General features: G+C 72.4%; 16 protein-coding genes and 1 pseudogene. 10 read left to right on the top strand and 7 right to left on the bottom strand.

The features are described from left to right. Positions 1 to 23: 23 nt before the first annotated feature. Positions 24 to 1,655: a carboxyl transferase domain-containing protein gene (locus ABZ842_RS09835; RefSeq protein WP_361535128.1), complete on the bottom strand. Its 1,632-nt coding sequence runs from the start codon at positions 1,653 to 1,655 to the stop codon at positions 24 to 26. Positions 1,656 to 1,842: 187 nt separating this feature from the next. On the opposite strand from ABZ842_RS09835, the gene ABZ842_RS09830 reads away from it, so the two are divergent. Continuing rightward, positions 1,843 to 2,436: a TetR/AcrR family transcriptional regulator gene (locus ABZ842_RS09830; protein ID WP_361534610.1), complete on the top strand. Its 594-nt coding sequence runs from the start codon at positions 1,843 to 1,845 to the stop codon at positions 2,434 to 2,436. A 131-nt stretch (positions 2,437 to 2,567) separates the two neighbouring features. Further along, positions 2,568 to 3,350, top strand: a complete 783-nt coding sequence (locus ABZ842_RS09825; RefSeq protein ID WP_361534607.1) for a phosphatase — start codon at positions 2,568 to 2,570, stop codon at positions 3,348 to 3,350. An 83-nt stretch (positions 3,351 to 3,433) separates the two neighbouring features. On the opposite strand, the gene ABZ842_RS09820 is transcribed toward ABZ842_RS09825, so the two are convergent. Both ABZ842_RS09820 and ABZ842_RS09815 read right to left on the bottom strand, forming a co-directional pair. Then, a complete protein-coding gene (locus ABZ842_RS09820) occupies positions 3,434 to 4,591 on the bottom strand; it encodes an acyl-CoA dehydrogenase family protein (protein ID WP_361534604.1) in 1,158 nt (385 codons plus the stop codon). A 212-nt stretch (positions 4,592 to 4,803) separates the two neighbouring features. Next, the gene (locus ABZ842_RS09815) at positions 4,804 to 6,387 is read right to left on the bottom strand and encodes a PucR family transcriptional regulator (protein WP_361534601.1); all 1,584 of its coding nucleotides are present in this window, start codon (positions 6,385 to 6,387) and stop codon (positions 4,804 to 4,806) included. Positions 6,388 to 6,535: 148 nt separating this feature from the next. Here ABZ842_RS09815 and ABZ842_RS09810 point away from each other — a divergent pair, with 148 nt between their 5' ends. The 7 genes from ABZ842_RS09810 to ABZ842_RS09780 all read left to right on the top strand — a co-directional run bounded on the left by ABZ842_RS09810 (position 6,536) and on the right by ABZ842_RS09780 (position 18,912). Continuing rightward, complete coding sequence (locus tag ABZ842_RS09810; protein WP_361534598.1) at positions 6,536 to 8,038, top strand: sodium:solute symporter; 1,503 nt, start codon at positions 6,536 to 6,538, stop codon at positions 8,036 to 8,038. 111 nt (positions 8,039 to 8,149) lie between these two features. Next, entirely contained in the window at positions 8,150 to 9,130 is a 981-nt protein-coding gene (gene speB / locus ABZ842_RS09805; protein ID WP_361534595.1) for an agmatinase, read from the top strand. Continuing rightward, positions 9,127 to 10,809 carry a thiamine pyrophosphate-binding protein gene (locus ABZ842_RS09800; RefSeq protein ID WP_361534592.1) on the top strand — a complete coding sequence of 561 codons (1,683 nt, stop codon included), beginning with the start codon at positions 9,127 to 9,129 and terminating at the stop codon, positions 10,807 to 10,809. The genes speB and ABZ842_RS09800 overlap by 4 nt, the downstream gene beginning before the upstream one ends. A gap of 489 nt (positions 10,810 to 11,298) precedes the next feature. After that, a complete protein-coding gene (locus tag ABZ842_RS09795; protein ID WP_361535125.1) occupies positions 11,299 to 12,192 on the top strand; it encodes a serine hydrolase in 894 nt (297 codons plus the stop codon). Between the two features lie 149 nt (positions 12,193 to 12,341). Beyond that, positions 12,342 to 16,370 (top strand): ABC transporter transmembrane domain-containing protein, encoded by a 4,029-nt coding sequence (locus ABZ842_RS09790; protein ID WP_361534589.1) that lies wholly within the window; start codon positions 12,342 to 12,344, stop codon positions 16,368 to 16,370. A gap of 417 nt (positions 16,371 to 16,787) precedes the next feature. Further along, complete coding sequence (locus tag ABZ842_RS09785) at positions 16,788 to 17,288, top strand: hypothetical protein (RefSeq protein ID WP_361534586.1); 501 nt, start codon at positions 16,788 to 16,790, stop codon at positions 17,286 to 17,288. 169 nt (positions 17,289 to 17,457) lie between these two features. After that, positions 17,458 to 18,912: a S28 family serine protease gene (locus ABZ842_RS09780; RefSeq protein ID WP_361534583.1), complete on the top strand. Its 1,455-nt coding sequence runs from the start codon at positions 17,458 to 17,460 to the stop codon at positions 18,910 to 18,912. A gap of 100 nt (positions 18,913 to 19,012) precedes the next feature. Here ABZ842_RS09780 and ABZ842_RS09775 read toward each other — a convergent pair whose 3' ends face one another. Beyond that, positions 19,013 to 20,866, bottom strand: a complete 1,854-nt coding sequence (locus ABZ842_RS09775; protein WP_361534580.1) for a glycoside hydrolase family 3 protein — start codon at positions 20,864 to 20,866, stop codon at positions 19,013 to 19,015. A gap of 340 nt (positions 20,867 to 21,206) precedes the next feature. After that, entirely contained in the window at positions 21,207 to 22,145 is a 939-nt protein-coding gene (locus ABZ842_RS09770; RefSeq protein ID WP_361534577.1) for a LysR substrate-binding domain-containing protein, read from the bottom strand. A 148-nt stretch (positions 22,146 to 22,293) separates the two neighbouring features. On the opposite strand from ABZ842_RS09770, the gene ABZ842_RS09765 reads away from it, so the two are divergent. Next, positions 22,294 to 23,250 (top strand): EamA family transporter, encoded by a 957-nt coding sequence (locus ABZ842_RS09765; RefSeq protein ID WP_361534574.1) that lies wholly within the window; start codon positions 22,294 to 22,296, stop codon positions 23,248 to 23,250. On the opposite strand, the pseudogene ABZ842_RS09760 reads toward ABZ842_RS09765, so the two are convergent. Both ABZ842_RS09760 and ABZ842_RS09755 read right to left on the bottom strand, forming a co-directional pair. Beyond that, a pseudogene (locus ABZ842_RS09760) lies at positions 23,153 to 23,971 on the bottom strand (sugar phosphate isomerase/epimerase family protein); the annotation flags it as partial. The gene ABZ842_RS09765 and the pseudogene ABZ842_RS09760 sit on opposite strands and share 98 nt — an antisense overlap. Next, a complete protein-coding gene (locus ABZ842_RS09755; protein WP_361535122.1) occupies positions 23,968 to 24,954 on the bottom strand; it encodes a helix-turn-helix domain-containing GNAT family N-acetyltransferase in 987 nt (328 codons plus the stop codon). The gene ABZ842_RS09755 and the pseudogene ABZ842_RS09760, both read right to left, overlap by 4 nt. Positions 24,955 to 25,142 lie beyond the last annotated feature (188 nt).

The raw sequence follows: 25,142 nt of genomic DNA, 5'->3' as shown, positions 1-25,142 counted from the left end.
CGTGCGCATCCGGAGCGTTCCGTTCACATCCGGAAGACGCCGAAGCCGGGCGCCGACGCGTCCTTCGCCGGCAGTGGCGCATTGGCGCAGGCCGTCAGGGCGAGCCCCAGCACCTGACGGGTCTCCAAGGGGTCGATCACCCCGTCGTCCCACAGCCGCGCCGTCGCGTAGTAGGCGTTGCCCTGCTGCTCGTACTGCGCCCGTACGGGGGCCTTGAAGGCGTCCTCCTCCTCGACGGACCAGGGCTCGCCGCGCGCTTCCAACTGGTCCCGCTTGACGGTGGCGAGCACGGACGCGGCCTGCTCGCCGCCCATCACGGAGATCTTGGCGTTCGGCCACATCCACAGGAAGCGGGGGGAGTAGGCCCGGCCGCACATCGAGTAGTTCCCCGCGCCGTACGAGCCGCCGATGACGACGGTGAGTTTGGGGACGCGGGTGCAGGCCACGGCGGTGACCATCTTCGCGCCGTGCTTGGCGATCCCGCCGTGCTCGTAGTCCTTGCCGACCATGAAGCCGGAGATGTTCTGCAGGAACAGCAGGGGGATGCCGCGCTGGTCGCACAGCTCGATGAAGTGCGCCCCCTTCTGGGCGGACTCGGCGAACAGGATGCCGTTGTTCGCCACGATGCCGACGGGGTGGCCGTGGATCCGGGCGAAGCCGGTGACCAGGGTCTGGCCGAACTCGGCCTTGAACTCGGCGAAGCGGGACGCGTCCGCGATCCGGGCGATCACCTCCCGGACGTCGTACGGGGTGCGCGGATCGGCCGGCACCGCGCCGTACAGCCCGGCCGGGTCCACCTTGGGCTCGTCCACCGGCGCGACGGACCAGGGGAGCGGGCCGCGGCGGGGCAGCGTCGCCGCGATCGTCCGGACGATCCGCAGCGCGTGCGCGTCGTCCTCGGCGAGGTGGTCGGTGACGCCGGAGATCCTGGAGTGCACCTCGCCGCCGCCCAGCTCCTCGGCGGTGACGACCTCGCCGGTGGCGGCCTTCACCAGCGGCGGGCCGCCGAGGAAGATCGTGCCCTGGTTCCGTACGATCACGGCCTCGTCGCTCATCGCGGGCACGTACGCCCCGCCGGCCGTGCAGGAGCCGAGGACGGCGGCGATCTGCGGGATGCCCGCGCCGGACATCCGCGCCTGGTTGTAGAAGATCCGGCCGAAGTGCTCGCGGTCGGGGAAGACCTCGTCCTGCATCGGCAGGAAGGCGCCGCCGGAGTCCACCAGGTAGACGCACGGGAGGCGGTTCTCCAGGGCGATCTCCTGGGCGCGCAGATGCTTCTTGACCGTCATGGGGTAGTACGTCCCGCCCTTGACGGTGGCGTCATTGGCGACGATCACGGTCTCGCGCCCGCTGACGCGGCCGATGCCGGCGATGACGCCGGCGGCCGGGGCCTGGTCCCCGTACATCCCGTGGGCGGCGAGCGGGGCCAGCTCCAGGAAGGGGGAGCCCGCGTCCAGCAGGGCGTCGACCCGGTCGCGGGGGAGCAGCTTGCCGCGGGAGACGTGCCGGGCGCGGGCCTTCTCGCCGCCGCCGAGCCGGGCCGCGGCGAGCCGGGCCCGCAGGTCGTCGGCGAGGTCCCGGTGCGCCGCCTCGTTGGCCTGCCAGGCGGCGGACGCCGGGTCCGCGGCGCTGGTCAGCACGGGTGCCTGCGGCATCGGGTCGAACCCCATCGCATCGAACCCCATCGGATCGCGCTCCTTCGCCCGGGCGGCATCGGTTGACGTCGGCTGACGTCGAGCGACGTCCGCTGGCATCGGCTGACGTCGAGCGACGTCGGTTAATGAGCGTTAACACTCCTTTCAGGTTAACGATCGCTAACGAGGTTGTCTAGAATCACTTTCCATGAGCACCAGGACGGACGCGCCCACCCGCCGCGAGCAGATCCTCAAAGAGGCCGCGCGGCTCTTCGCCGAGCGCGGCTTCCACGGCGTCGGCGTGGACGAGATAGGGGCGGCCGTCGGCATCAGCGGTCCGGGGCTGTACCGCCACTTCCCGGGCAAGGAGGCGATGCTCGCCGAACTGCTCGTCGGCATCAGCGAGCGGCTGCTCAGCGGCGGCCGGCTGCGGGTCGAGGAGGCAGCCGAGGACCCGGGGGCGCTGCTCGCATCCCTGATCGACGGCCACATCGACTTCGCGCTCGACGACCGTCCGCTGATCACGCTGCACGACCGCGAGCTGGACCGGCTGCGCGAGAGCGACCGCAAGCTGGTGCGCCAGCTCCAGCGGCAGTACGTGGAGCTGTGGGTGACGGCGGTGCGCGAGCTGCACCCCGACGTGCCCGAGGTGGAGGCGCGGGCCGCGGTCCACGCGGTGTTCGGCCTGCTGAACTCCACTCCGCACCTCGGCTCCCAGGCCGACGGGCTGCCGGCCAGGGCGCGTACGGAAACGTTGCTGCGGCGCCTTGCGCACGGCGCGTTCGCGTCGCTCACTCCCTGACACCGACGCGCCGCGCACGCCCCTGCGCGCCCCGGGCCAGCGGTGCCGCAGCCAGGCGGCTGCCCGGAAGGCGGCCGAGAAGGCGACGGAGATCACCGGCCGAGGCGGGCCCGGGCCGGCACAATGGGGCCATGCCGATACCCAGCCGTGCCGCCCTCGTCGACCACCTTGTCCGCACCCGTATCGCCGGCGACGTCGCCACCCCGCGCGACAACAACCTCTCCCACTACCGCGCGCTGGCCAACGGCGACCGCCACTACTGGCTGGGCCTGGAGCTGGGCGACCGCTGGACGGACGAGCAGGACGTGCTGGCGGTGATGGCCGAGCGCTGCGGCGTCAGCGACGACCCGGAGCACCGGGTCGGCCAGGACACCATTGACCCCGAGCTGACCGTGGCCGCGCTGGAGCGGATGGCCGCCCGGCTGCGCAAGGCCGTCGCCGGCCGGGAGCGGGTCCTCTTCGCCACCGGGCACCCCGGCGGCCTCCTGGAGGTCCACCGCCGCACCGCCGACGCCGTGCGCGCGGCCGGCTGCGAGGTCGTCGCGATCCCCGGCGGCCTGACGGCCGACGAGTGCATGGTGTTCCAGTTCGGGGGCGTGGCCGTGCTGGAGCGCGGCGCGAGCCTGTGGCACACCCACTCCCCGGCGCCGATGGCCGCGATCCTCGACGGCCTGGAGCGCGACGGCGAGCCGCGCCCCGACCTCGTCGTCGCCGACCACGGCTGGGCGGGCTGCGCGGGCCAGCGCGGCATCGACGCGGTGGGGTACGCCGACAGCAACGACCCCGCGCTGTTCATCGGCGAGGCGGAGGGCACCCTCCAGGTGACGGTGCCGCTCGACGACCACGTCACCGACCCGCGGTTCTACGAGCCGATGACGGACTTCCTGCTGGACGCGGCGGGCCTGCCGGTCTGACCGGTCTGACCCGTCTGACGGCAGCAGCGGCGAGCGCCCGGCCGGAGCGGTCGACCGGGCGCCCGAAGTGGGGGCTGCGCGCCCTACAGCCCCATCGACTTGGCGATGATCGACTTCATGACCTCGCTGGTGCCGCCGTAGATGCGGTTGACGCGGTTGTCGGCGTAGAGCCGGGCGATCGGGTACTCGTTCATGTAGCCGTAGCCCCCGTGCAGTTGCAGACAGCGGTCGATCACCCGGTGGGCGACCTCGGTGCAGAACAGCTTGGCCGACGCGGCTTCCGCGGCCGTCAGCTCGCCCGCGTCGTGCGCCTCCAGCGCGCGGTCGACGACCGCCTCGGCCGCGTCCACCTCGGCCTTGCAGGCGGCGAGTTCGAACTTGCTGTTCTGGAAGGAGGCGACCGGCTTGCCGAACACCGTGCGGTCCGAGACGTACGCCTGGGTGAACCGGATCGCGGCCGACGCCTGCGAGTACGCCCCGACGGCGATGGCCAGCCGCTCCTGCGGGAGGTTCTGCCCCAGGTAGGAGAAGCCCTTGTGCTCCTCGCCCAGCAGGTCCTCGGCCGGGACGCGCACGTCGGTGAAGGACAACTCGGCGGTGTCCGAGGTCTTCAGGCCCAGCTTGTCGAGCTTGCGGCCGACCGCGTACCCCGGCAGCGAGGTGTCCACGACGAAGAGCGAGATGCCGTGGCGGCGGTCCTCGGCGCTCGGCGGGGCGGTGCGGGCGCAGACGATGACGCGGTCCGCGTGGACGCCGCCGGTGATGAAGGTCTTCGCGCCGTTCAGGACGTAGTGCGTGCCGTCTGCGGAGAGCTTGGCGGTGGTCTTCATGCCCGCGAGGTCCGAGCCGGTGCCGGGCTCGGTCATCGCGATCGCGTACATCGCGGCGCCGGTCGCGAAGTCGGGCAGCCAGCGCTGCTTCTGCTCGTCGGAGCCGTACGCCATCAGATACGGCAGACAGAGCGCGACGTGCACCCCGGAGCCGCCGAAGGAGACGCCGGCGCGGGCGGTCTCCTCGGAGATGATCGCCTGGAACTTGAACGACGTCTCGCCGGCGCCGCCGTACTCCTCGGGCACCTCGATGCCGAAGACGCCCAGCTCGCCGAGCTTGTGGTAGAAGTCGCGCGGCGCCTGGCCGGCCTCGTACCACTGGTCGTACACCGGGACGACCTCGGCCTCGATGAAGGCGCGGATGGTCTTCCGGAACGCCTCGTGGTCCTCGTTGTACACGCTGCGGCGCACGAACGCCTCCTCTGGTCTGCGCTGGCCTGCCGTGCTCGGTCGAATGGCTAAGCGGTTGCTCAGATGTTCGAAGTTACTGGTTGGTTACCCGGCCTGTCCAGACACTCCCGCGCCTGGCTCCGACGGGAGCGGAGTGTCTTCTGGGCGTGGGCCGGCCCCCACGCCCCGCGGTCGTTTGGACGCGCCCCCGCCGCACGGCGAGGGCGCCCGGGTCAAGTCGGGCTTCGTAGGGCGAACCAGAGCTCCATGCGGACGTCCGGGTCGTCCAGGTCATCCCCGAGCAGCGCCGCGCAGCGGGCGATCCGCTGGCGGACGGTGTTGCGGTGGACTCCCATCGCCGCGGCCGTGCGGTCCCAGCCGCCGTGCAGCGACAGCCAGGTGCGCAGGGTTTCGCGCAGCGCGGGCGCGTCGGCCAGCGGCGCCAGCCGCAGCCGGGCGTGGGCGGCCAGTTCGTCCGGTGCGAGCAGTGCGGACAGCGAGCCGCGTCGATGGGTGACCAGCGGCAGGTGCGCGGCCTGGGCGCGGGCCAGGGCCCGGGCCGCCTGGGTGTCGGCGAGGGCGAGTTCCGCGGGCCCGACGGGCTCGCTGACCCCGAGCACCCACCCCGGCTGGGCCGGCACGTCCCGCGCCGGGCCCGGCAGCAGGAGGCGTACGGACCCGTCCGGCGCCGTCTCCACCAGGGCGCTGCCGAGGGCGGCGCCGAGCGCGGACGCGGTGAACGGCGTCGGGCCGCGCCCGGCGCGGGCGTGCACCACCGTCCACCGCTCGCCGCCCAGTTCGGCGGCCGTGCGCGCCGGGTCGGCGCCCAGCAGCAGCCGGGTCAGCGCGGCGTCCCGGCCCGTGCCGTCGACCCCTTGGTGCGGTGCGGTCAGCAGGGACAGCAGCACCACCGCCACCCCGGCGATGGTGTGGTCGCCGGCCTCGCGCCGCGGCGCGGCCAACCCGAGAACGAGCCCGACGTGCCCGGCGGGCCCCTGGCCGCCGCCGAGTGCGTACGCGCACAGGTGGGTCCCGTCGGCGGTGTCGGACGCGGAGGCGACCGGGGCGCCGGCCTCCCGCTCCCCGGGGCCGCCGCGCACCACGCCCGCCAGCCGCGCCAGCGCCTGCCGCACCTGCGGCGACGGGGCCCGCCCCGCGCTCGCGGGCTCACCGCCGTCGGCGGACAGCAGCACCGCCCAACCGCCGAGGCGGCCGGCGAGTTGGCCGAGGACGGCGGGCACCGGGTCGGGGCGGGCGGCGGCGGTCGCGAGGCCCTGTTGGGCCCGGGAGATCCGGCGCAGCTCGTGGTGGCGGGCTTCGGCCATCAGCCGCCACACGGCGCGGGCCACGGCGGTGAACGTGGTCTGCGGCGGCACCTCGATCAGCGGCACCCCGCGCCGGTCGCAGGCGGCGACCAGGGCTTCGGGGACCGTGTCGTGCACCGGGGCCAGCCCGAAGCCGAGGGCCGCGGCCCCCGCTTCGACGAGCCGGGCGACGTACGCGTCCGGGTCCTTCAGCTGCACGCCCGCGCTCAGCAGCAGCTCACCGCCGAGGAGGTAGGGATACGGATCGGCCATCTCGGAGGTGTGCACCCAGTGCACCACCGGATCGACCAGCTCAGGCCCGGACGCCGGGCCGGGGCCGGCGATCTGGCGCAGCCCGAGGTCCTCCCGGGCCAGCAGGGCGCTCAGCGGGACGGGCGGGGTGGGCGGTGCCGCGGTGGCCGCGGGAGCCGCGGGAGCCGCGGGGACGGTTGCCGCGGGGACGGTTGCGGCGGGGACGGTTGCGGCGGGGGTGCTCGAAGGGGCATCCGGCATGGACGTTCCATCCATCGATGACGTCAAGAATGGATGAAACGTACACTTCATGGTTGCTTTCCGGCCACCTACCGTCAGGGGTCGAACGAAACGCCAGCGCGTGGGCCGCGGCCCTCAGCAGGCCCCGGGAAGGGTGGGAGGGAGAGCGATGGCTGTCGACTACGCGGTGATCGTCGTCTATCTGGCCGGCATGCTCGGCATGGGTTGGTGGGGCATGCGCCGCGCCAAGTCCAAGAGCGAGTTCCTGGTCGCGGGGCGCCGGCTCGGCCCCTGGATGTACTCGGGCACCATGGCCGCGATCGTCCTCGGCGGCGCGTCCACCATCGGGGGCGTCGGCCTGGGCTACAAGCACGGCATCTCCGGCGCCTGGATGGTCCTCACCATCGGCTTCGGCCTCCTCGCGCTCTCCCTGCTGTTCTCCGCGCGCATCGCCCGGCTGAAGGTGTACACCGTCTCGGAGATGCTGGACCTGCGCTACGGCGGCCGGGCCGGGGTCATCTCGGGCGTGGTGATGTGGGCGTACACGCTGATGCTCGCGGTCACCTCCACCATCGCCTACGCGACGATCTTCGACGTCCTCTTCGACGTGAACCGGACCGTCTCGATCGTCCTGGGCGGTGCGATCGTGGTCGCCTACTCCACCCTCGGCGGGATGTGGTCGATCACCCTCACCGACATGGTGCAGTTCGTCGTCAAGACGATCGGCGTGCTGCTGCTCCTGCTGCCGATCGCCGTCGTCAAGGCGGGCGGCTGGAGCGAGATGAAGGCCGAACTGCCGTCGGACTACTTCGAACCGCTGGGCATCGGCGGCGAGACGATCTTCACGTACGTGCTGATCTACACCTTCGGCATGCTGATCGGACAGGACATCTGGCAGCGGGTCTTCACCGCGCGCAGCGACAAGGTCGCCCGCTGGGGCGGCGCCGCCGCCGGTACGTACTGCCTGGTGTACGCGCTGGCCGGGGCGATCGTCGGCGTCGCGGCCAAGGTGCTCTACCCCAACCTGGCCAACCCCGACGACGCCTTCGCGCTGATCGTCAAGGACGAACTGCCCATGGGCGTGCGCGGGCTGGTGCTGGCCGCCGCCCTCGCCGCGGTGATGTCCACCTCGTCCGGCGCGCTGATCGCCTGCGCCACGGTCGCCAACAACGACATCTGGTCCCGGCTGCGCGGGCTGACCAACCGCTCCGCGCCCGAGGACGGGCACGACGAGGTCAAGGGCAACCGGATGTTCATCCTGATCATGGGCGTCGCCGTGGTCGCCATCGCGATCGCCCTCAACGACGTCGTCGAAGCGCTGACCGTGGCCTACAACCTGCTCGTCGGCGGGCTGTTGGTGCCGATCCTCGGCGGACTGCTGTGGAAGCGCGGCACCGTGCAGGGCGCGCTCGCCGCGGTCGTCGTCGGCGGGCTGGCCGTGATCGGGCTGATGTGGTCGTACGGCATCCTCGCCACCGAGCCCGTCTACTACGGCCTGCTGTCCTCGCTCGCCGCGTACCTCGTCGTCAGCCTGCTGACCAAGCCCACCGACGCGGCCGTGCTCGCGAACTGGCGGGAGCGGCTCGCGGGCCGCGGCGGCGACGACGAGACGGCCGACGGCTCCGACGGCCCCGACGGCGGGGCCGACCGCAGCGCGGCAGCCAAGGTCTGACCCTCCGCCCCGAGGGGCCCGCCCCCGCCGGATACTGTCGAACGGCAGCGGCGGAAAGCGACGAGACGCAAAGAAGCGTAGGAAAGTAGGCAAACCGGTATGAACACGGCCATGAGTAGCAGCGACCGCCCCGAGCAGCCGCGCGGCCCCATCGACTCCTCCCGCGTCCCCCGCTACGCGGGCCCGGCCACCTTCGCCCGGCTGCCCCGGCTCGACGAGGTCGGCAGCGCGGACGTCGCCGTCGTCGGCGTCCCCTTCGACGCCGGGGTGTCCTACCGGCCCGGCGCGCGCTTCGGCGGCAACGCGATCCGCGAGGCGTCCCGACTGCTGCGCCCCTACAACCCGGCGCAGGACGCCTCGCCCTTCGCGCTCGCGCAGGTCGCGGACGCCGGTGACATCGCGGCCAACCCGTTCAACATCAACGAGGCGGTGGAGAGCGTCGAGGCCGCGGCGGACGACCTGCTCGGCACCGGTGCACGGCTGATGACGCTGGGCGGCGACCACACCATCGCGCTGCCGCTGCTGCGCTCCGTCGCCAAGAAGCACGGCCCGGTCGCCCTGCTCCACTTCGACGCGCACCTCGACACCTGGGACACCTACTTCGGCGCGGAGTACACCCACGGCACGCCGTTCCGCCGGGCCGTCGAGGAGGGCATCCTCGACACCTCCGCGCTCTCCCACGTCGGTACCCGCGGCCCGCTGTACGGCAAGCAGGACCTCAGCGACGACGAGAAGATGGGCTTCGGCATCGTCACCTCGGCCGACGTGTACCGGCGCGGCGCGGACGAGGTCGCCGACCAGCTCCGCCAGCGCATCGGCGACCGCCCGCTGTACATATCCATCGACATCGACTGCCTCGACCCGGCGCACGCCCCCGGCACCGGCACCCCCGAGGCGGGCGGCATGACCTCCCGCGAACTGCTGGAGATCCTGCGCGGGCTGGCCTCCTGCAACCTCGTCTCCGCCGACGTCGTCGAGGTCGCGCCGGCGTACGACCACGCCGAGATCACCTCCGTGGCCGCGTCCCACACGGCGTACGAACTCACCACGATCATGGCCCGCCAGATCGCCGCCGGAAGGGCCGCGAAGTGACCCACGACCACGACGTGGTGCTCAAGCCCACGCCGCAGCAGACCGAGGCCGCCCTCAACCCTCCGGCCGGACGCAACGGCGGCGACCTCGTCATCGAGACCCTCGCCGGCCTCGGCGCGACCACCGTCTTCGGGCTGCCCGGGCAGCACGCCCTCGGCATGTTCGACGCCCTGCGCCGCTCGTCGCTCTCGTACGTCGGGCTGCGCGTCGAGAACAACGCGGGCTTCGCCGCCGACGCGTACGGCCGGATCACCGGCCAGGTCGCCCCGCTGCTGCTCTCCACCGGCCCCGGCGCACTGATGTCGCTCGCCGCGCTCCAGGAGGCGGCGGCGGCCTCCGCGCCCGTGCTCGCCATCGGCAGCCAGGTCCCGGCCGCCGGGCTCGGCGGTGGCCGCCACGGCTATCTGCACGAACTGCGCGACCAGCAGGCGTCGTTCCGGGACGTCGTGAAGTCCGTGCACACCGCCCGTACGGCCTCGCAGATCCCCTCCGCGATCGCCGCGGCCTGGCGCTCCGCGCTCACCGCCCCGCACGGGCCGGTGTGGGTGGAGATCCCGCAGGACGTGCTGCTGGCCGAGACCGTGCTGCCGGTGGTGACCGCGATGGACGCCACCCCGGACGACCTCGTGCCGCGCCCCGAACTGACCGCGCTCGCCGCCCATCTGCTGGCGGGGGCGAAGCGCCCGGCGATCATCGCCGGCGGCGGGGTGGTGCGCTCCGACGCGTCCGGCAAGCTGCTGGCGCTCGCCGAGCGCGTCAACGCACCCGTCGTCACCACCTTCGGCGGCAAGGGCGCGTTCCCCTGGGAGCACCCGCTGTCCCTCCAGTCCTGGCTGGAGGACCGGCACACCACCGACTTCCTCGAAGACGCCGACGTCCTCCTCGTCGTCGGCTCGGGCCTCGGCGAACTCTCCTCGAACTACCACACCTTCGCGCCCCGCGGCCGGGTGGTCCAGATCGAGGCGGACGCCGGGAAGCTGGAGTCCAACCACCCCGGCATCGGCATCCACGCGGACGCCCGCACCGCGCTCGCCGCGCTGCTGGAGACCGTGCCGGAGCGCCCCGACCCCACCGCGCCGCAGCGGGTGCGCGAGGTCCTCGCACAGGTGCGGGAGCGGATCGACGGCCAGGGCCGCACGCTGGAGCAGCAGGTGCTGGCCTCGGTGCGCGAGGCCCTGCCGGACGCGTCGCCCAGCTTCTGGGACATGACGATCCTGGCGTACTGGGCGTGGTCCGCGTTCGACGCCCGCCGGCCGAACACGATGCACTCCGCACAGGGCGCGGGCGGCCTCGGCTACGCCTTCCCGGCCGCGCTCGGCGCCGCGTCCGTGGACCCGTCGCGGCCGGTGCTCGCGGTCTCCGGCGACGGCGGCGCGATGTACTCGATCGCGGAGCTGGCCACGGCGCGGCAGTACGACCTGCCGGTGACGTGGCTGATCGTGGACGACGGGGGCTACGGGATCCTGCGGGAGTACATGACGGACGCGTTCGGGGAGGCGACGGCGACGGAGCTGGCCCGGCCGGACTTCGTGGCGCTCGCGGAGTCCTTCGGCGTCCCCGCGGTCCGCACGACCCCCGAGGATCTGGCCGCGGACCTGTCCCGCGCCCTGTCGACCCCGGGCCCCTCGCTGGTCCTCCTCCCCGCGGTCCTCCACATGTTCGCCCCGACGCACGCGTAGCCGAACGCCCCTGCTACCCGCCGTAGCCCGCTGGGCTACGGCGGGGGGTTTTAGGGGCGCGGGGAACTGCGCGAACAGCCACGGTGCGCCTGCAGAGACCAATTCGTCCGCAGGGGTACGGCGGGTCGGTCAGGGGCGCTGGGGGTCCCCCCGTGCCCGCAGGGCACAGGGGGAGGAACTGCGCGACAAGCCACAGACGGGCCCGCAGGTCACCCCGCTACCACAGCCCCACCCACCCCCACAAACACCGCCCCCCGAATGTCTTCGCCGTGTAACGCTTCCCCTCCCGCCCGCCCCCCAACGCAACCATCCGCCCCGCCGTTAGTCGTCTCATCCGACGATCAGTCGTCGAGCGTGACAACGCCGCACCACACGTTTCCACCATGGGGGGATGGAACCTTGATCACCCACACCCACACCCACACCGGCACAGGCAGCCGCACCCGCCGCCGCGCCGTACTCGCCACCGCCACCTTCACCGCCGCCGCGCTGCTGCCGACCCTCCTGTCGGCCACGCCCGCCGCCGCGGCGACCCCGCAGGTCAGCTGCACGTCCAAGAAGGCCGGGGTGGCCGCCCAGCTCACGAAGGACATCAACGCGGCCCTCAAGAACCGGAGGTCGACCACCGCGATATACCTGACCGACAACACCGGCGGCACCAACTGCACCCTGCGGATGTCGCAGAAGTTCGACTCCGCGAGCATCGTGAAGGCCACCGTGCTCGGCGCGCTGCTGCACGACGCCGGACGGGCCGGGCGCTCCCTGACCACCCGGGAGCAGAACCTCACCCACGCGATGATCACCAAGTCGGACAACGACTCCACCAGCGCGCTGTGGAAGCAGCTCGGCACCACCAAGGTGCAGCGCTTCCTCACCGCCGCCGGGATGACGCAGACCGTGCCGGGCAAGAACGGCTACTGGGGGCTGACCCAGATCACCGCGCGTGACCAGCAGCGGCTGCTCACGCACCTGACCAAGAAGAACGCCGTGCTCACGGACTCCTCGCGCAACTACGCCCTGCGCATGATGCGTTCCGTCGTGTCGTCGCAGCGCTGGGGCACCCCCGCGGGCGCGCCCTCCACCGCGACCGTGCAGGTCAAGAACGGCTGGCTGCCGCGCGACAGCTACGGCTGGCGCGTCCACAGCATCGGCGCCTTCACCGGCAAGGGCCACGACTACTCGATCGTCGTCCTCACCCACAACAACCGGAACATGAACGAGGGCGTCGACACGATCCAGGCCGTCTCCCGGGCGATCCACAAGACGGTGAGCCCGTCGGTCTCGTCCCGCAGCGCCGTCGTGGAGCCCACGACCGTTCCGTACGAGTCGATTCCGGCCACCCCCGAGCGGCCCGCGCAGGACGCGATCCCGGCCACTCGCTGACGCACCGCCCTCCCGTTCGGCTTCCGTTCGGCGCCCGTCCCGCCGCGACGATTCCTCACCCCGCGTGACGAATTGTTGCGGCGGGATGAAATCCGCGCCCCGGCGCGTTGGTGTCTTGCGGCGGAAGAGAACCGAACGGGAGGCACGACGTGGCGGCGGCCCAGGAGGCGCACGACGCGCAGGAGCCCCGGCCGAGGCAGGCCGGGCTCGGCGGGGGCAGTGAGGTCAGCGGTACGAACGGGTCTGGTGTGACCAGAAAGCCCACAGGGCCCGCAGAGGCCACAGAGGCCACAGAGCCCCCCGCGAACACCGAGAAGCCCGAGAAGCCCGAGCAGCCTGCGGGCTCAGGGGGCCCTGGGCACCCCGAGCAGCCTGCGAGCTCCGAGAACCCTGGACACCCCGAGAACCCCGGCTGGGCCCGGCGCCTCTACGCGTACGCCCGCCGCTACCCCCTCGCCCTCGCCCTGGCCCTCGGCTCCTCCCTCGGCGGCATGGCCGTCATGGCGCTCATCCCGCTCATCACCAAGGTCGTCATCGACGACGTCATCGGCGAGGGCGGCTCCGGCACCGGCTCCCTCGCCACCTGGACCGGCCTGCTGATCGCCGCCGCCGTCCTCGTGTACGCCCTCACCTACGTCCGCCGCTACTACGGCGGACGGCTCGCGCTCGACGTCCAGCACGACCTGCGCACCGAGATGTACGCGACGATCACCCGCCTCGACGGCCGCCGTCAGGACGAGCTCTCCACCGGCCAGGTCGTCGGCCGCGCCACCACCGATCTCCAGCTCATCCAGAGCCTGCTCTTCATGCTCCCGATGACCATCGGGAACTTCATGCTGTTCCTGATCTCACTGGTGATCATGGCGTGGCTGTCACTGCCGCTCACCCTGATCGCCCTCGCCGTCGGCCCCGCCCTGTGGTGGGTCGCCCAGCGCAGCCGGTCCCGGCTCCACCCCTCCACCTGGTACGCCCAGAGCCAGGCCGCCGAGGTCGCCGGCGTCGTCGACGGCGCGATATCGGGCGTACGGGTCGTCAAGGGCTTCGGCCAGGAGGACCAGGAGTCCGGCAAGCTGCGCGACGCGGGCCGCAGGCTCTTCGCCGGCCGGCTGCGCACCATCAAGCTGAACTCCCGCTACACCCCCGCCCTCCAGTCGATCCCGGCCCTCGGCCAGGTCGCCATGCTGGCCGTCGGCGGCTGGCTCGCCACCCGCGGCGAGATCACCCTCGGCACCTTCGTCGCCTTCTCCGCCTACCTCGCCCAGCTCATCGGCCCCGTGCGGATGCTCGCCATGGTCCTCACCGTCGCCCAGCAGGCGCGCGCCGGCGCCGAGCGCGTCCTCCAGCTGATCGACACCGAGCCCTCGATGAACGACGGCACGATCGAACTGCCCGCGGACGCCCCCGCGACCGTCGAATTCGACTCGGTCACCTTCGGCTACGACACCGCCGAGGGGAAGGCGCCCGTCCTGGACGACTTCTCGCTGACCATCGGCGAGGGCGAGACCGTCGCCGTCGTCGGCGCCTCCGGCAGCGGCAAGTCCACCGTGTCCCTGCTGCTGCCCCGGTTCTACGACGTCACCGGCGGCGCGGTCCTCGTCGGCGGGTACGACGTCCGCGAGCTGACCCTGTCCTCCCTGCGGGCCGCCATCGGCCTCGTCCCGGAGGACAGCTTCCTCTTCTCCGAGACCGTCCGCGCCAACATCGCGTACGGCCGCCCGGACGCCACGGACGAAGAGGTCGAGCGGGCCGCCCGCTCCGCCCAGGCGGACCGTTTCATCGCCGAACTGCCCGACGGCTACGACACCAAGGTCGGCGAGCACGGCCTCACCCTCTCCGGCGGTCAGCGCCAGCGCATCGCGCTCGCCCGCGCCATCCTCACCGACCCCCGGCTGCTCCTCCTCGACGACGCCACCTCCGCGGTGGACGCCCGCGTCGAGCACGAGATCCACGAGGCGCTGCGCTCGGTGATGGCCGGGCGCACCACCCTGCTGATCGCCCACCGCCGCTCCACCCTCAACCTCGCCGACCGCATCGCGGTCCTCGACGGCGGCCGGCTGACCGACATCGGCACCCACGACGAGCTGGTCGCCCGCTCCGCGCGCTACCGCTCGCTGCTCACGGACCCCGAAGAGCTCGGCGGCGTCTCGCCGGGCCACGCACCCGCCCTGGAGGGCGAGCCGGACCCGGACGGCGAGGAGCGCACCGTCCGCGCCGACTACGAACGCGCCGACTACGAATACGAGTACGACGCCGAGCGCGGCATCACCCCACGGCTGTGGGTGCGCGGCGACGCGACCCCCGCGCCGGCCCCGGACGCCACCCCCGAGCTGCTGGCGAAGGTCGCGGCGCTGCCCCCGGCCGATGACGTTCCGGCCGTGGACGAGGAGCGGGCCACCCGCCCCGACCCCTCCCGGCGCGGACTGCGCCTGGTGCTCAGCGGCTTCGGCGCGCCGCTGCTGCTGAGCCTGCTGCTGGTGGCGATCGACGCCGGCATGGGCCTGCTGCTGCCCGTACTGATCCGGCACGGCATCGACCAGGGCGTGGAGCAGGCGGCGCTGGGCGCCGTCTGGGCCGCCTCCGCGTTCGCCCTCGTCGCCGTGCTGGTGCAGTGGGCGGCCCAGATGGGCGAGGTCCGGATGACGGGCCGCACGGGCGAGCGCGTGCTGTACTCGGTACGGCTGCGGATCTTCGCCCAGCTCCAGCGCCTCGGGCTGGACTACTACGAGCGCGAACTGACCGGTCGGATCATGACGCGGATGACCACCGACGTCGACGCGCTCTCCACCTTCCTCCAGACCGGCCTGGTCACCGCGTTCGTCTCGGTGGTCACCTTCTTCGGCGTGCTGGTGGCGCTGATCGTGATCGACGCCTCGCTCGCGCTGGTCGTCTTCGCCACCCTGCCGCTGCTGGTCGTCGGCACGTACTTCTTCCGCCGGGAGAGCGTGAAGGCGTACGAACTGGCCCGGGAGCGGGTCAGCGTCGTCAACGCCGACCTCCAGGAGTCCGTCTCCGGGCTGCGGATCGTGCAGGCGTTCCGCCGCGAGGCGCACGGCAACGCGCGGTACGTGGCCGGCAGCGACGGCTACCGCCGGGCCCGCATCCGCGGCCAGTGGCTGATATCGATCTACTTCCCCTTCGTGCAGCTGCTCGCGACGGTCGCCGCGGCGGCGGTGCTGATCGTCGGTGCGCACCGGATCGACGCGGGCACCCTCACCACCGGCGCCCTCGTCGCCTACCTCCTCTACATCGACCTCTTCTTCGCCCCTGTGCAGCAGCTGTCGCAGGTCTTCGACGGCTACCAGCAGGCGGCGGTCTCGCTCGGACGCATCCAGGAGCTGTTGGAGGAGAAGCCGTCGACCACCGCCGCGCAGCGGCCGACGAAGGTGCGTCAGCTCAAGGGCGAGATCGCCTTCGAGGGAGTCGACTTCGGCTACAAGTCCGAGGACCAGCCCGAGCAGGCGCTGAGCGGGATAGACCTGCGCATACCGGCCGGGCAGACGGTCGCCTTCGTCGGCGAGACCGGCGCGGGCAAGTCGACCCTGGTCAAGCTGGTCGCGCGGTTCTACGACCCGACGCGCGGCCGGGTCACCGCGGACGGCGTCGACCTGCGCGAGCTGGACATGACCGCGTACCGGCGCCGGTTGGGCGTGGTGCCCCAGGAGGCGTACCTCTTCGCCGGCACGGTCCGGGACGCGATCGCGTACGGCCGGCCGGGCGCCGGTGACGCCGAGGTCGAGGCCGCGGCCCGCGCGGTCGGCGCCCACGACATGATCGCCACCCTGGAGGGCGGTTACCTCCACGAGGTGGCCGAGCGAGGGCGCAACCTCTCGGCCGGTCAGCGGCAGCTGATCGCGCTGGCCCGGGCCGAACTCGTCGACCCGGACGTCCTGCTGCTCGACGAGGCCACGGCCGCACTCGACCTCGCCACCGAGGCGCAGGTCAACCAGGCCACCGACCGGCTCACGGGCCGGCGCACCACGCTCGTGGTCGCCCACCGCCTCACCACGGCGGCGCGCGCGGACCGGGTCGTCGTGATGGCCGACGGCCGGGTCGCCGAGGACGGCACCCACGACGAACTCCTCGCCAGGGACGGCCGGTACGCCACCTTGTGGCGCACCTTCATCGGCGAAGACGACGACCGCGGCGAGGGCGAGCGGGTACCCGCCGCGGTGCTGTAGCGCCGCTTCGCCGTGCGGCGGGCCGTGTCGTTGCGTCCGCGGCCCGGTGGTGGGCCTGTCGCGCAGTTCCGCGCCCCTAAAACCCCCTGCACCAGCCCGCAGGTAAATGACAGGGGCAGCGAAACAGGGGCGCTGGGGCCCCCGTGCCCGCAGGGCACAGGGGGCGGAACTGCGCGACAAGCCCACCACCGGCCGGTAGAGACCAAACGCTCCCGCGGGGAAACGGCGGCTGCCTCCAGAGGCACAGGGAAGCGCGCGGCACCTTTACCGGCCACGGCCTCAGCCGCAAAGCGTCGCTCTCGCCGCATCTTTACGCATTCCGCGCGTCGAGCCGACAACCGCCCGCCCCGCCCCGCGCGTCGTAAGCACATACGGGGCACGTACGAACGTGCCGCACGGGGCGAGGGGAGAACGGCAGTGCCGAGGTTCACGGAGTCCACCGCAAGAGGGCTGCACCCGGCCGGCCGGGGCCGCCGCCCCGGCCCCTGGGCGCGGACCGCGACGTACGCCGTCGCCGCGCTCGTCGCGGCCACCGCGCTGGTCCTCTCCGGCCCCGGCGTCGCACCCGCATCGGCCGCACCCGCCGCGTCCCCGGCGCGCGCCGCCCCCGCCGACGACACGGTCAGGGCGAACGCCCTGTGCACCGGACGGCTCGTCAAGTCGGTCCGGTTCCGCACGGGCGAGTTGAGGGTCTACAAGAACGCGCGGTACGCCTGCGCCGTCACCCTCGCCAAGGCGCCCGGCCCGCGGCGCGCGATGTCCGTGTCCCTCCAGTCCCGCGGCGGCCGGACCGTGACCGACCGCGGCAGCTACACCCGCCGTGCAGGCCCGCTGTCCGCGTACGCACACAACCGCTGCGTACGGGCCTCTGGTTCGGTCGCCGGCGCCGGCGGCGCGACGGGCTGGATCCTGTGCTGAATCCTGTGCTGGTTCCCTTCCCGACTGCAATCTGAAGAGCCGTCAACAGCGGTCGACGGGTGATCGGGGCGGTGAAGTTCTCCCAGGTCATGTGCGTTGGGGTCTGGCGGTGCGGGGGTGCGCACCGCTAGGTTCACCGCGACCCACGAAGATTCCATGGGGAGGGTTCATGCGTAAGGCGCTCAGGGGAGTGCTGTCTCTCGCGTTGCTCATCGGCACCGTGAGTGCGACCGGCGCGACGGCAGGTGCGGCCACCGCCGCCGAGCCCGCGACCGGTGCGACCGGAACACCGGCGACCGCCGACATCAAAGACCGGATCCTGGCCATACCGGGCATGAGCCTGATCGAGGAGAAGCCGTACCCCGGGTACCGGTTCTTCGTCCTCAACTACACCCAACCCGTGGACCACCGGAACCCGCGCAAGGGCACCTTCCAGCAGCGCATCACCCTGCTGCACAAGGACACCAGCCGGCCCACGGTCTTCTTCACCTCCGGCTACGGGCTGAACACCAGCCCGCGCCGCAGCGAGCCCACGGCGATCGTCGACGGCAACCAGGTCTCCATGGAGTACCGGTTCTTCAGCCCGTCGAGACCCGACCCGGCGGACTGGTCCAAGCTCGACATCTGGCAGGCCGCCAGCGACCAGCACCGCATCCACACCGCGCTGAAGAAGATCTACGACAAGAAGTGGATCTCCACGGGCGGCTCCAAGGGCGGCATGACCGCCACCTACTACGAGCGCTTCTACCCGCGGGACATGGACGGCGTCGTCGCGTACGTGGCGCCCAACGACGTCCGCAACGACGAGGACTCGGCGTACGACCGCTTCCTCGCGAACGTCGGCACCAAGGAGTGCCGCGACCGGCTGAACAACGTGCAGCGCGAGGCCCTGGTGCGCCGGGACGCGCTGAACGAGAAGTACGCGAAGTTCGCGCAGGAGAACAGCTACACCTTCAACACCATCGGTTCGCAGGACCGGGCGTTCGAAGCGGTCGTCCTCGACTACACCTGGGCGTTCTGGCAGTACGGCCAGGTGGCCGCGTGCGACGCCATCCCGGTGGCGAAGACCGCGACCGACCAGGAGCTGTGGGACTCCATCGACTCCGTGTCGGGCTTCGCGTTCTACACGGACCAGGGGCTCGCGCCGTACACGCCGTACTACTACCAGGCCGGTACGCAGCTCGGTTCGCCGGACATCGAGCAGCCGCACCTGAACGGGCTGAGCCGGTACGGCTACCAGCCGCCGCGGAACTTCGTGCCGCGCGACATCCCGATGCGGTTCCAGAAGAACGCCATGAAGGACGTCGACCGCTGGGTGAGCCGCAACGCCCGGCAGATGATGTTCGTCAACGGCGGCAACGACCCGTGGAGCGCCGAGCCGTTCCGCCTGGGCAAGGGCGCGAAGGACTCGTACGTCTACACCGTGCCGGGCGGCAACCACGGTGCGAACGTCGCCGGGCTGCCGGCGGAGCAGCGGGCCGCCGCGACCGCGTCGATCCTGAAGTGGGCGGGCGTGGCCCCGGCCACGGTCCAGCAGGACGAGTCGAAGGCGAAGCCGCTGACGAAGTTCGACAAGAAGCTCGACAAGCAGGACGTGGAGCGGAAGCAGGGCCTGCGGCCGTAGTTGGCAGCCGGTGAAGGAGCACGGGGGCCGTGCCGGTCGCGCGTACGCGACGGGCACGGCCCCCTGGCTCTGACGTCCTGCCGGTTTCGGGCGGCCGGCGTCAGTCGTCGAACGACAGCCCGTGGCCGACCGGGAACAGCACCTTGCTCGGGTCGTCCGCGCGCTGCACGGGCACCGGCAGTCGGCCCTCCGGCTCCACCCGGCCGGCGATGACCCGGGTCGCGGCGCGCACCTCGACCTCGGTCCAGCCGTACGAGGAGACGGCGGCGGCGACGCCCGGCGTGTACGCGACGTCGTACGGGTTGCGCAGCGAGAGCAGCACCACCGGGACGCCGGTCGCCACCAGCCGGGTGACGAGGGTGCGTTGGTTGCTGGTCGCGCCCAGGTTCGAGGTCAGCACCACGATCGCGTTCTTGCCGGCGGCCGAGGCGACGGCGGCCTCGATCGCGGCCGGGGTGATCGCGGCGTTGTTGGCGTATCCGACGGCGGTGGTGGCGAAGCCGAGAGACTTCAGCGTCTCGGACACCACGGTCGTCGCCGGCCGGTCGGTGAAGGTGGGCGAGACCGGGTCCACGCCGACGACCAACAGGTTCTTGTGCCGGCGCTTGCTCAGCGGCAGCAGCTCGTCCTCGTTGACCAGCAGGGTCGTGGTCCGCTCGGTGATCTTGTCGGCGGCGGCCCGGTGCTTGCGGTTGCCGACGACCCGGTCGAGCCGGCTGAGGGAGACGTACGGGTCCTTGAGCAGGCCCACCTTCTCCTTCATCCGCAGGATGCGCAGGATCGATTCATCGAGGCGGGCCTCGGTGAGTTCGCCGTCCTTGACCGCCTTCACGACCGCGTTCCACGCCACCGGCAGGTCGTACGGGAACAGCAGCTGGTCGACGCCGGCCTTCAGCGCGAGCACCGGGACGCGGTCGTCGCCGTACTTGGTGCGCACGCCCTCCATGTTGAGGGCGTCGGTGACGATGACGCCGTCGAAGCCCATCTCCTGGCGGAGGATGCCGGTGATGATGGGGCGCGACAGGGTGGCCGGGTCGTTGCTCGGGTCCAGCGCGGGGACCTGGATGTGCGCCGTCATGATCGAGTCGATGCCGGCCTTGATGGCGGACCGGAACGGCGGGGCGTCCAGCTTGTCCCACTCGGCTCGGGTGTGGTTGATCAGCGGCAGACCGGTGTGGCTGTCGGTGGCGGTGTCGCCGTGGCCGGGGAAGTGCTTGGCACAGGCCGAGACTCCGGCGCCCTGGTAGCCGCTGACCTGGGCCGCGACCAGTCGGGCCGCCGCGTTGGGGTCGGAGCCGAAGGAGCGGACGCCGATGACCGGGTTGGCCGGGTTGACGTTGACGTCGGCGACCGGGGCGTAGTTCTGGTAGATGCCCATCGCGGCCAACTCGGTGCCGGCGATGTACGCGGCGGTGCGGGTGTCGCTGCGGGAGCCGCCCGCGCCCAGCGCCATCGCGCCCGGGAGCTGCGTCGCCGGCAGGCCGACCCGGGTGACGATGCCGCCGTGCTCCTGGTCGATGGAGAGCAGCAGCGGTACGGAGCCGGACTGGCTGAGCGTCGCGGTCTGCAGGTCGTTCGTCATGCCGCCGAGCTGGCGGGGGTTGCTGACGTTGTTGGACCAGCCGAAGTAGATGACCCCGCCGAGGTGGAACTTCTTCACGATCTCGGCGGGCGTGCGCACGCCCGTGCGCTTGAGGTTCTCCTCGGCGTCCCTGGGCGCGGGGTTGTGGGCGTCGTTGCCCGACACCCAGTGCACGAAGAGCTGGCCGACCTTCTGCTCCAGGCTCATCTTCGCGATGAGCTTCTTGAGCCGGGCGTCGCGATCCGGTCTGTGTCGCTCTCCCGCCGCGACCGCCGGTGCGGCGCCGGCGGTCACGGCGGCCGTGGCGACGGCGGTCGCGGCGAGCAGGGTGCGCCTGGACACCTGGCGCGAGGGCTGGTTCTGGTCGTGCATGGGGGTGCTCCTTCCGGCCTAACTGGCAAAGGAGTTGAAGGAAACGTCCAGAAACGATCGAACGGAGCTGAAACTAACTGCCAATGTGATGGGAGGGCAATAAGACCCGCGAGTAAAAAATCAATGGTCACCGGGGTGGTGGCGGGCCCGCTGGCGAAGATTGTGAAAGTTGTGGATGTTGTGTGGATGAGGTGGTGTGGACCTATTGATCAATGGTTCGGACCATTGGAGCGGTCCTTGAGGGGGAGCGGGGAGGGGGTGGGGGAGGGGCGAAGGAAGGTCTGGGGGAGGGCTGAGGGAAGGGCTGAGGGAAGGGCTGAGGGCGGGGGCTCGGGGTTCCCTAAAGGGCCTGCTCCCGCGGGTGTTCGGAGCCCGTCGCGCAGTGCGCGCGGAACCGCTCCTGAAGGGTCGTCACGGTCGTCGTGATCGCCGGCCGACGGGCCGCACCCGTACGCCACAGCGCGTACAGCCTCCGCCGCGGCATCGGGTCCAACGCCACCGCCACCACGCCCGGCGGCAGCGCCCCGCGCCCCAGCCGGGGCATCATCGCGATGCCCAGCCCCGCCGCCACCAGGGCGACCTGCGTGTGGTTCTCCTCCGCCTGGTGCACCAGGTCCGGTTGGTGGCCCGTCGCCCGCAGCGTACGAACCAACCAGTCGTGGCAGACCGTGCCCGGCGGCTGGCAGATCCACCGCTCGCCCGGCAACTCCTCCCGCCGCACCGCCCGCCGCCCGGCGAGCCGATGGCCCTCGGGCACCAGCAGGTCGCACAGGTCGTCCCCGATCACCGCCTGGTCCACGCCCTCCGGTGCGGGCAGCGGCGCGATGTCCCAGTCGTGCGCCACCGCGACGTCGGTCAGGCCCCGCGCCACCAGGTCGACCGACAGATGCGGATCGACCTCGCTGAGCCGGGCGTCCAGGCCGGGGTGGGCGCGCTCCAACTCCGCCAGCACCCCCGGCAGCAGCCCGCGCGCCGCCGAGGCGAACGCCGCGATCGTCAGCCGCCCGCTCGGCTTCCCCTTCCGCTCCTCCAACACCGTCTCGGCGCGCTCCACGATCGCCAGCAACTCCTGTGCGGTGGCGGCGAGGTGCCGGGCCTCGTCGGTGAGCGCGACGCCCCGGCCGCGCCGTTCGAGCAGCGTCGTACGGGTCTCCCGCTCCAACTTGGTGATCTGCTGGGAGACCGCGGAGGGGGTGTAGCCGAGCGCGCTGGCCGCCGCCGCGACAGAGCCGTGCACCGCGACCGCGTGCAGGGCGCGGAGTCGTCCGAGGTCGAGCACGGCGGGCTCCTCGCTGGAGATCTGCGGCCCTGCGGTCTCGCCGCCGGGCCGTCTTCGACGTCGTCCATTCAATCATTAGCAGAACTGAATCCCACCATGAAGGAATCGGCGCTGGTGCTACATGGTTGGGTCGGGTCATCCTCACCTCATGCGCCCCGCCCACATAGCCCTCGCCGTCCTCGTCACCGCGGTGTGGGGCGTCAACTTCGTCATCATCGAAGTCGGCCTCGACCACTTCCCGCCGCTGCTCTTCTCCGCCCTGCGCTTCCTGGTCGCCGCGCTGCCCGCGGTGTTCCTGGTGGGCCGCCCCAAGGTCGCCTGGAAGTGGATCGTCGGGGTGGGGCTGGCGCTCGGCGTCGCGAAGTTCGGGCTGCTGTTCATCGGCATGGACCAGGGCATGCCGGCCGGTCTGTCCTCGCTCGTCCTTCAGATCCAGGCCGTCTTCACCGCGCTGATCGCCGCGGCCGTCCTCGGCGAGCGCCCGGGCCGGCAGCGCGTCGTCGGCATGGCCGTCGCGCTGTGCGGCATCGCGCTGGCCGCGGTCAACGAAGGCGCCTCCGGGCCGGTGCTCGCCTTCGTCCTGGTGATCGCAGCCGCGGCCTGCTGGGGCATGTCCAACGTGCTCACCCGCAAGGCCGCCCCGCCCGACGCCCTGAACTTCATGGTGTGGGTCTCCACCGTGCCGGTGCTGCCGCTGCTCGCCCTCTCCCTCCTCTTCGAGGGCCCGCAGGCCGGCCTGGCCGCCGTGCGCGGACTGGACTGGACCGGCCTCGGCGTCCTGGTGTACGTCGCCTGGGTCACCACCGTCTTCGGCTTCGGGGCCTGGGGCCACCTGCTGCGCCGCTACCCGGCGTCGTCCGTCGCCCCCTTCTCGCTGCTCGTCCCCGTCTTCGGCATGTCGTCCGCCGCGCTGCTCCTCGGCGAGCGCGTCACCGCGCTCGGCTGGGCCGCCGCCGTGCTGCTCGTCGGCGGGATCGCCCTCACCTCGCTGCCGCGAGCAGGTGGCTCAAGTGCTCCCGCCCCGGTGTCAACAGCTCCGGCAGCTCCGTCGCCGCAGGATGCCAGCGCTTCTCGTACTCCCAGCTCAGCCACGTCGGCCGGGTGAGCACGGCGAGGCACTGCGCGAGCGGGAGCACACCGGCGCCCAGCGGCAGCGGCGCCAGGTCCTCGCGCGACGCCACGTCCTTGACCTGGACGTAACCGAGGTGCGGCGCGAGCGCGGCGTGCGCGGCGGCCGGCGGCTCGTGCTCCAGCCAGGGGTGCACCACGTCCCAGATCGCACCCACCTGCGGACGGTCGACGGCGCCCACGATCCGGGCGACGGCCGCGCCCGTACGGTGCGAGTCATGCGTCTCCAACAGGATCCGTACGCCGAGGTCGGCGGCGGCGGGCACGAGCGCCCGGAGCCGGCGGGCCGCGGCGGTGTCGGTGTCGGTGTCGGTGCCAGCGTTCGCGTCGGTGTCGGCGGGCTCGGTCTCCGCGCCGGCTCCGGGGAACACCCGCACGTACGGCGCACCCAGGTCCCGGGCCAGCTCCAGCAGGCGTACGACCTCGTCCCGTACGGGTGCGTCGGGGCCGGGCGCCGCGACCTTCGCGTAACCGCAGACGGAGAGCACCGCGACGCCCGCGCGCCGGAACTCCCGCGCCGCGGCGGCCCGTTCCCGGCCGTCCAGCGCCACGTGCGCCGGCTCCTCGGGGTGGGCGCGCAGCTCGACGCCCTGGTACCCGGTGTCGACGGCGAGCGCGGCGACGTCGCGCAGGGGCATGCCCGGCACGCCGAGGGTGGAGAAGGCGAACCGGGGCCCGGGGCGTTCGGCGGCGGTCATCTCACGTCCTCCCGCGCCTGCTCGGCGTTCGCGTTCGCGTCGGGGTCGAGGTGGGGCTCGGGGTCGGGGTCGGGGTCGGGGTGGAGTGGCAGCCGCCAGTCCTGGCCGACCAGGTCCGCTCCGAACGAGCGGTGCGGCTGCTCGGCGACGAGCGTGAAGCCGACCTTTTCATAGATCCGACGGGCCCCGGCGAGCACGTCGTTGGTCCACAGCACCAGCTCGCGGTACCCCGCATCCCGCGCGAAGTCCACCACCGCCCGCACCAGCAGCTCCCCGAGCCCGTACCCGCGCGCCTCCGGCTCCACGAGCAGCAGCCGCAGCCGCGCGGTGCCGGGCGCCTCGTCCCGTACGCACATCACCGTACCGACCGGGCGCCCCGCCAGCTCCGCGATCCACGTCCGCTCCAGCCGCGGGTCCCGGTCCTGCACGTGGTCGGCGACGATCCGGGCGACCAGCGCCTCGAAGTCCGCGTTCCAGCCGTACTCGGCCGCGTACAGCGCACCGTGCCGGGCCACCACCCAGCCCAACTCGCCCGGCCGGGGCTCCCGCAGCAGCGGCCCGTCGTGCGCGGCGGGCCGGGTGCGCCCCAGGGTCCTGCGCACCGTCCGCAGCGCCGCGACCAACTCGTCCCGCTCCCCGGCCGGCACCTTCGCGACCAGCGCGCCGACGGCCTCCCGCGACCGCTCGTCCAGCAGCCCGGCGGCCTGGAGCCCCTTCGGGGTCAGCGTGATCCGCTGCCGCCGGGAGTCCTGGCGCGAGGGCGCGCGCGCCACGAGCCCGGCGCGCTCGAACTTCCCGAGCAACCGGCTCAAGTACCCGGCGTCCAACGACAGCTCGGCCCGCAGGTCGGCGGCGTCCGTACGAGGGCTGTGCGCCAGCTCGTAGAGGACCCGGGACTCGGTGAGGGTGTAGGGCGTGTACAGGTGCTTGCTGTAGTCCAACGCACCGATCAGATTCGTGTAGAAGCGGTTGAACGCCCGCATCTCCTGGATCACCGTGCCACCCCACGCGTTCGATTACCTTTGACTCAGTCAAAGGTACGCGCGAGGGTGCGGGCCGGCAATGCGTAGGCGCCCACGAGTGTGCCGGGGTCGTACGGGCCGGGTCGTGCGGGCCGGGTCGTACGGGCCGGGGGCGTGTGAGCCGGGTCGTATGGGCGAATGTCGTACGG

Origin of the sequence: Streptomyces sp. NPDC047315 (assembly GCF_040643215.1) — a bacterium.
Lineage (GTDB): Bacteria > Actinomycetota > Actinomycetes > Streptomycetales > Streptomycetaceae > Streptomyces.
The sequence above is the reverse complement of the archived record's forward strand: the minus strand, read 5'-3'. Positions and strand labels throughout refer to the sequence as shown.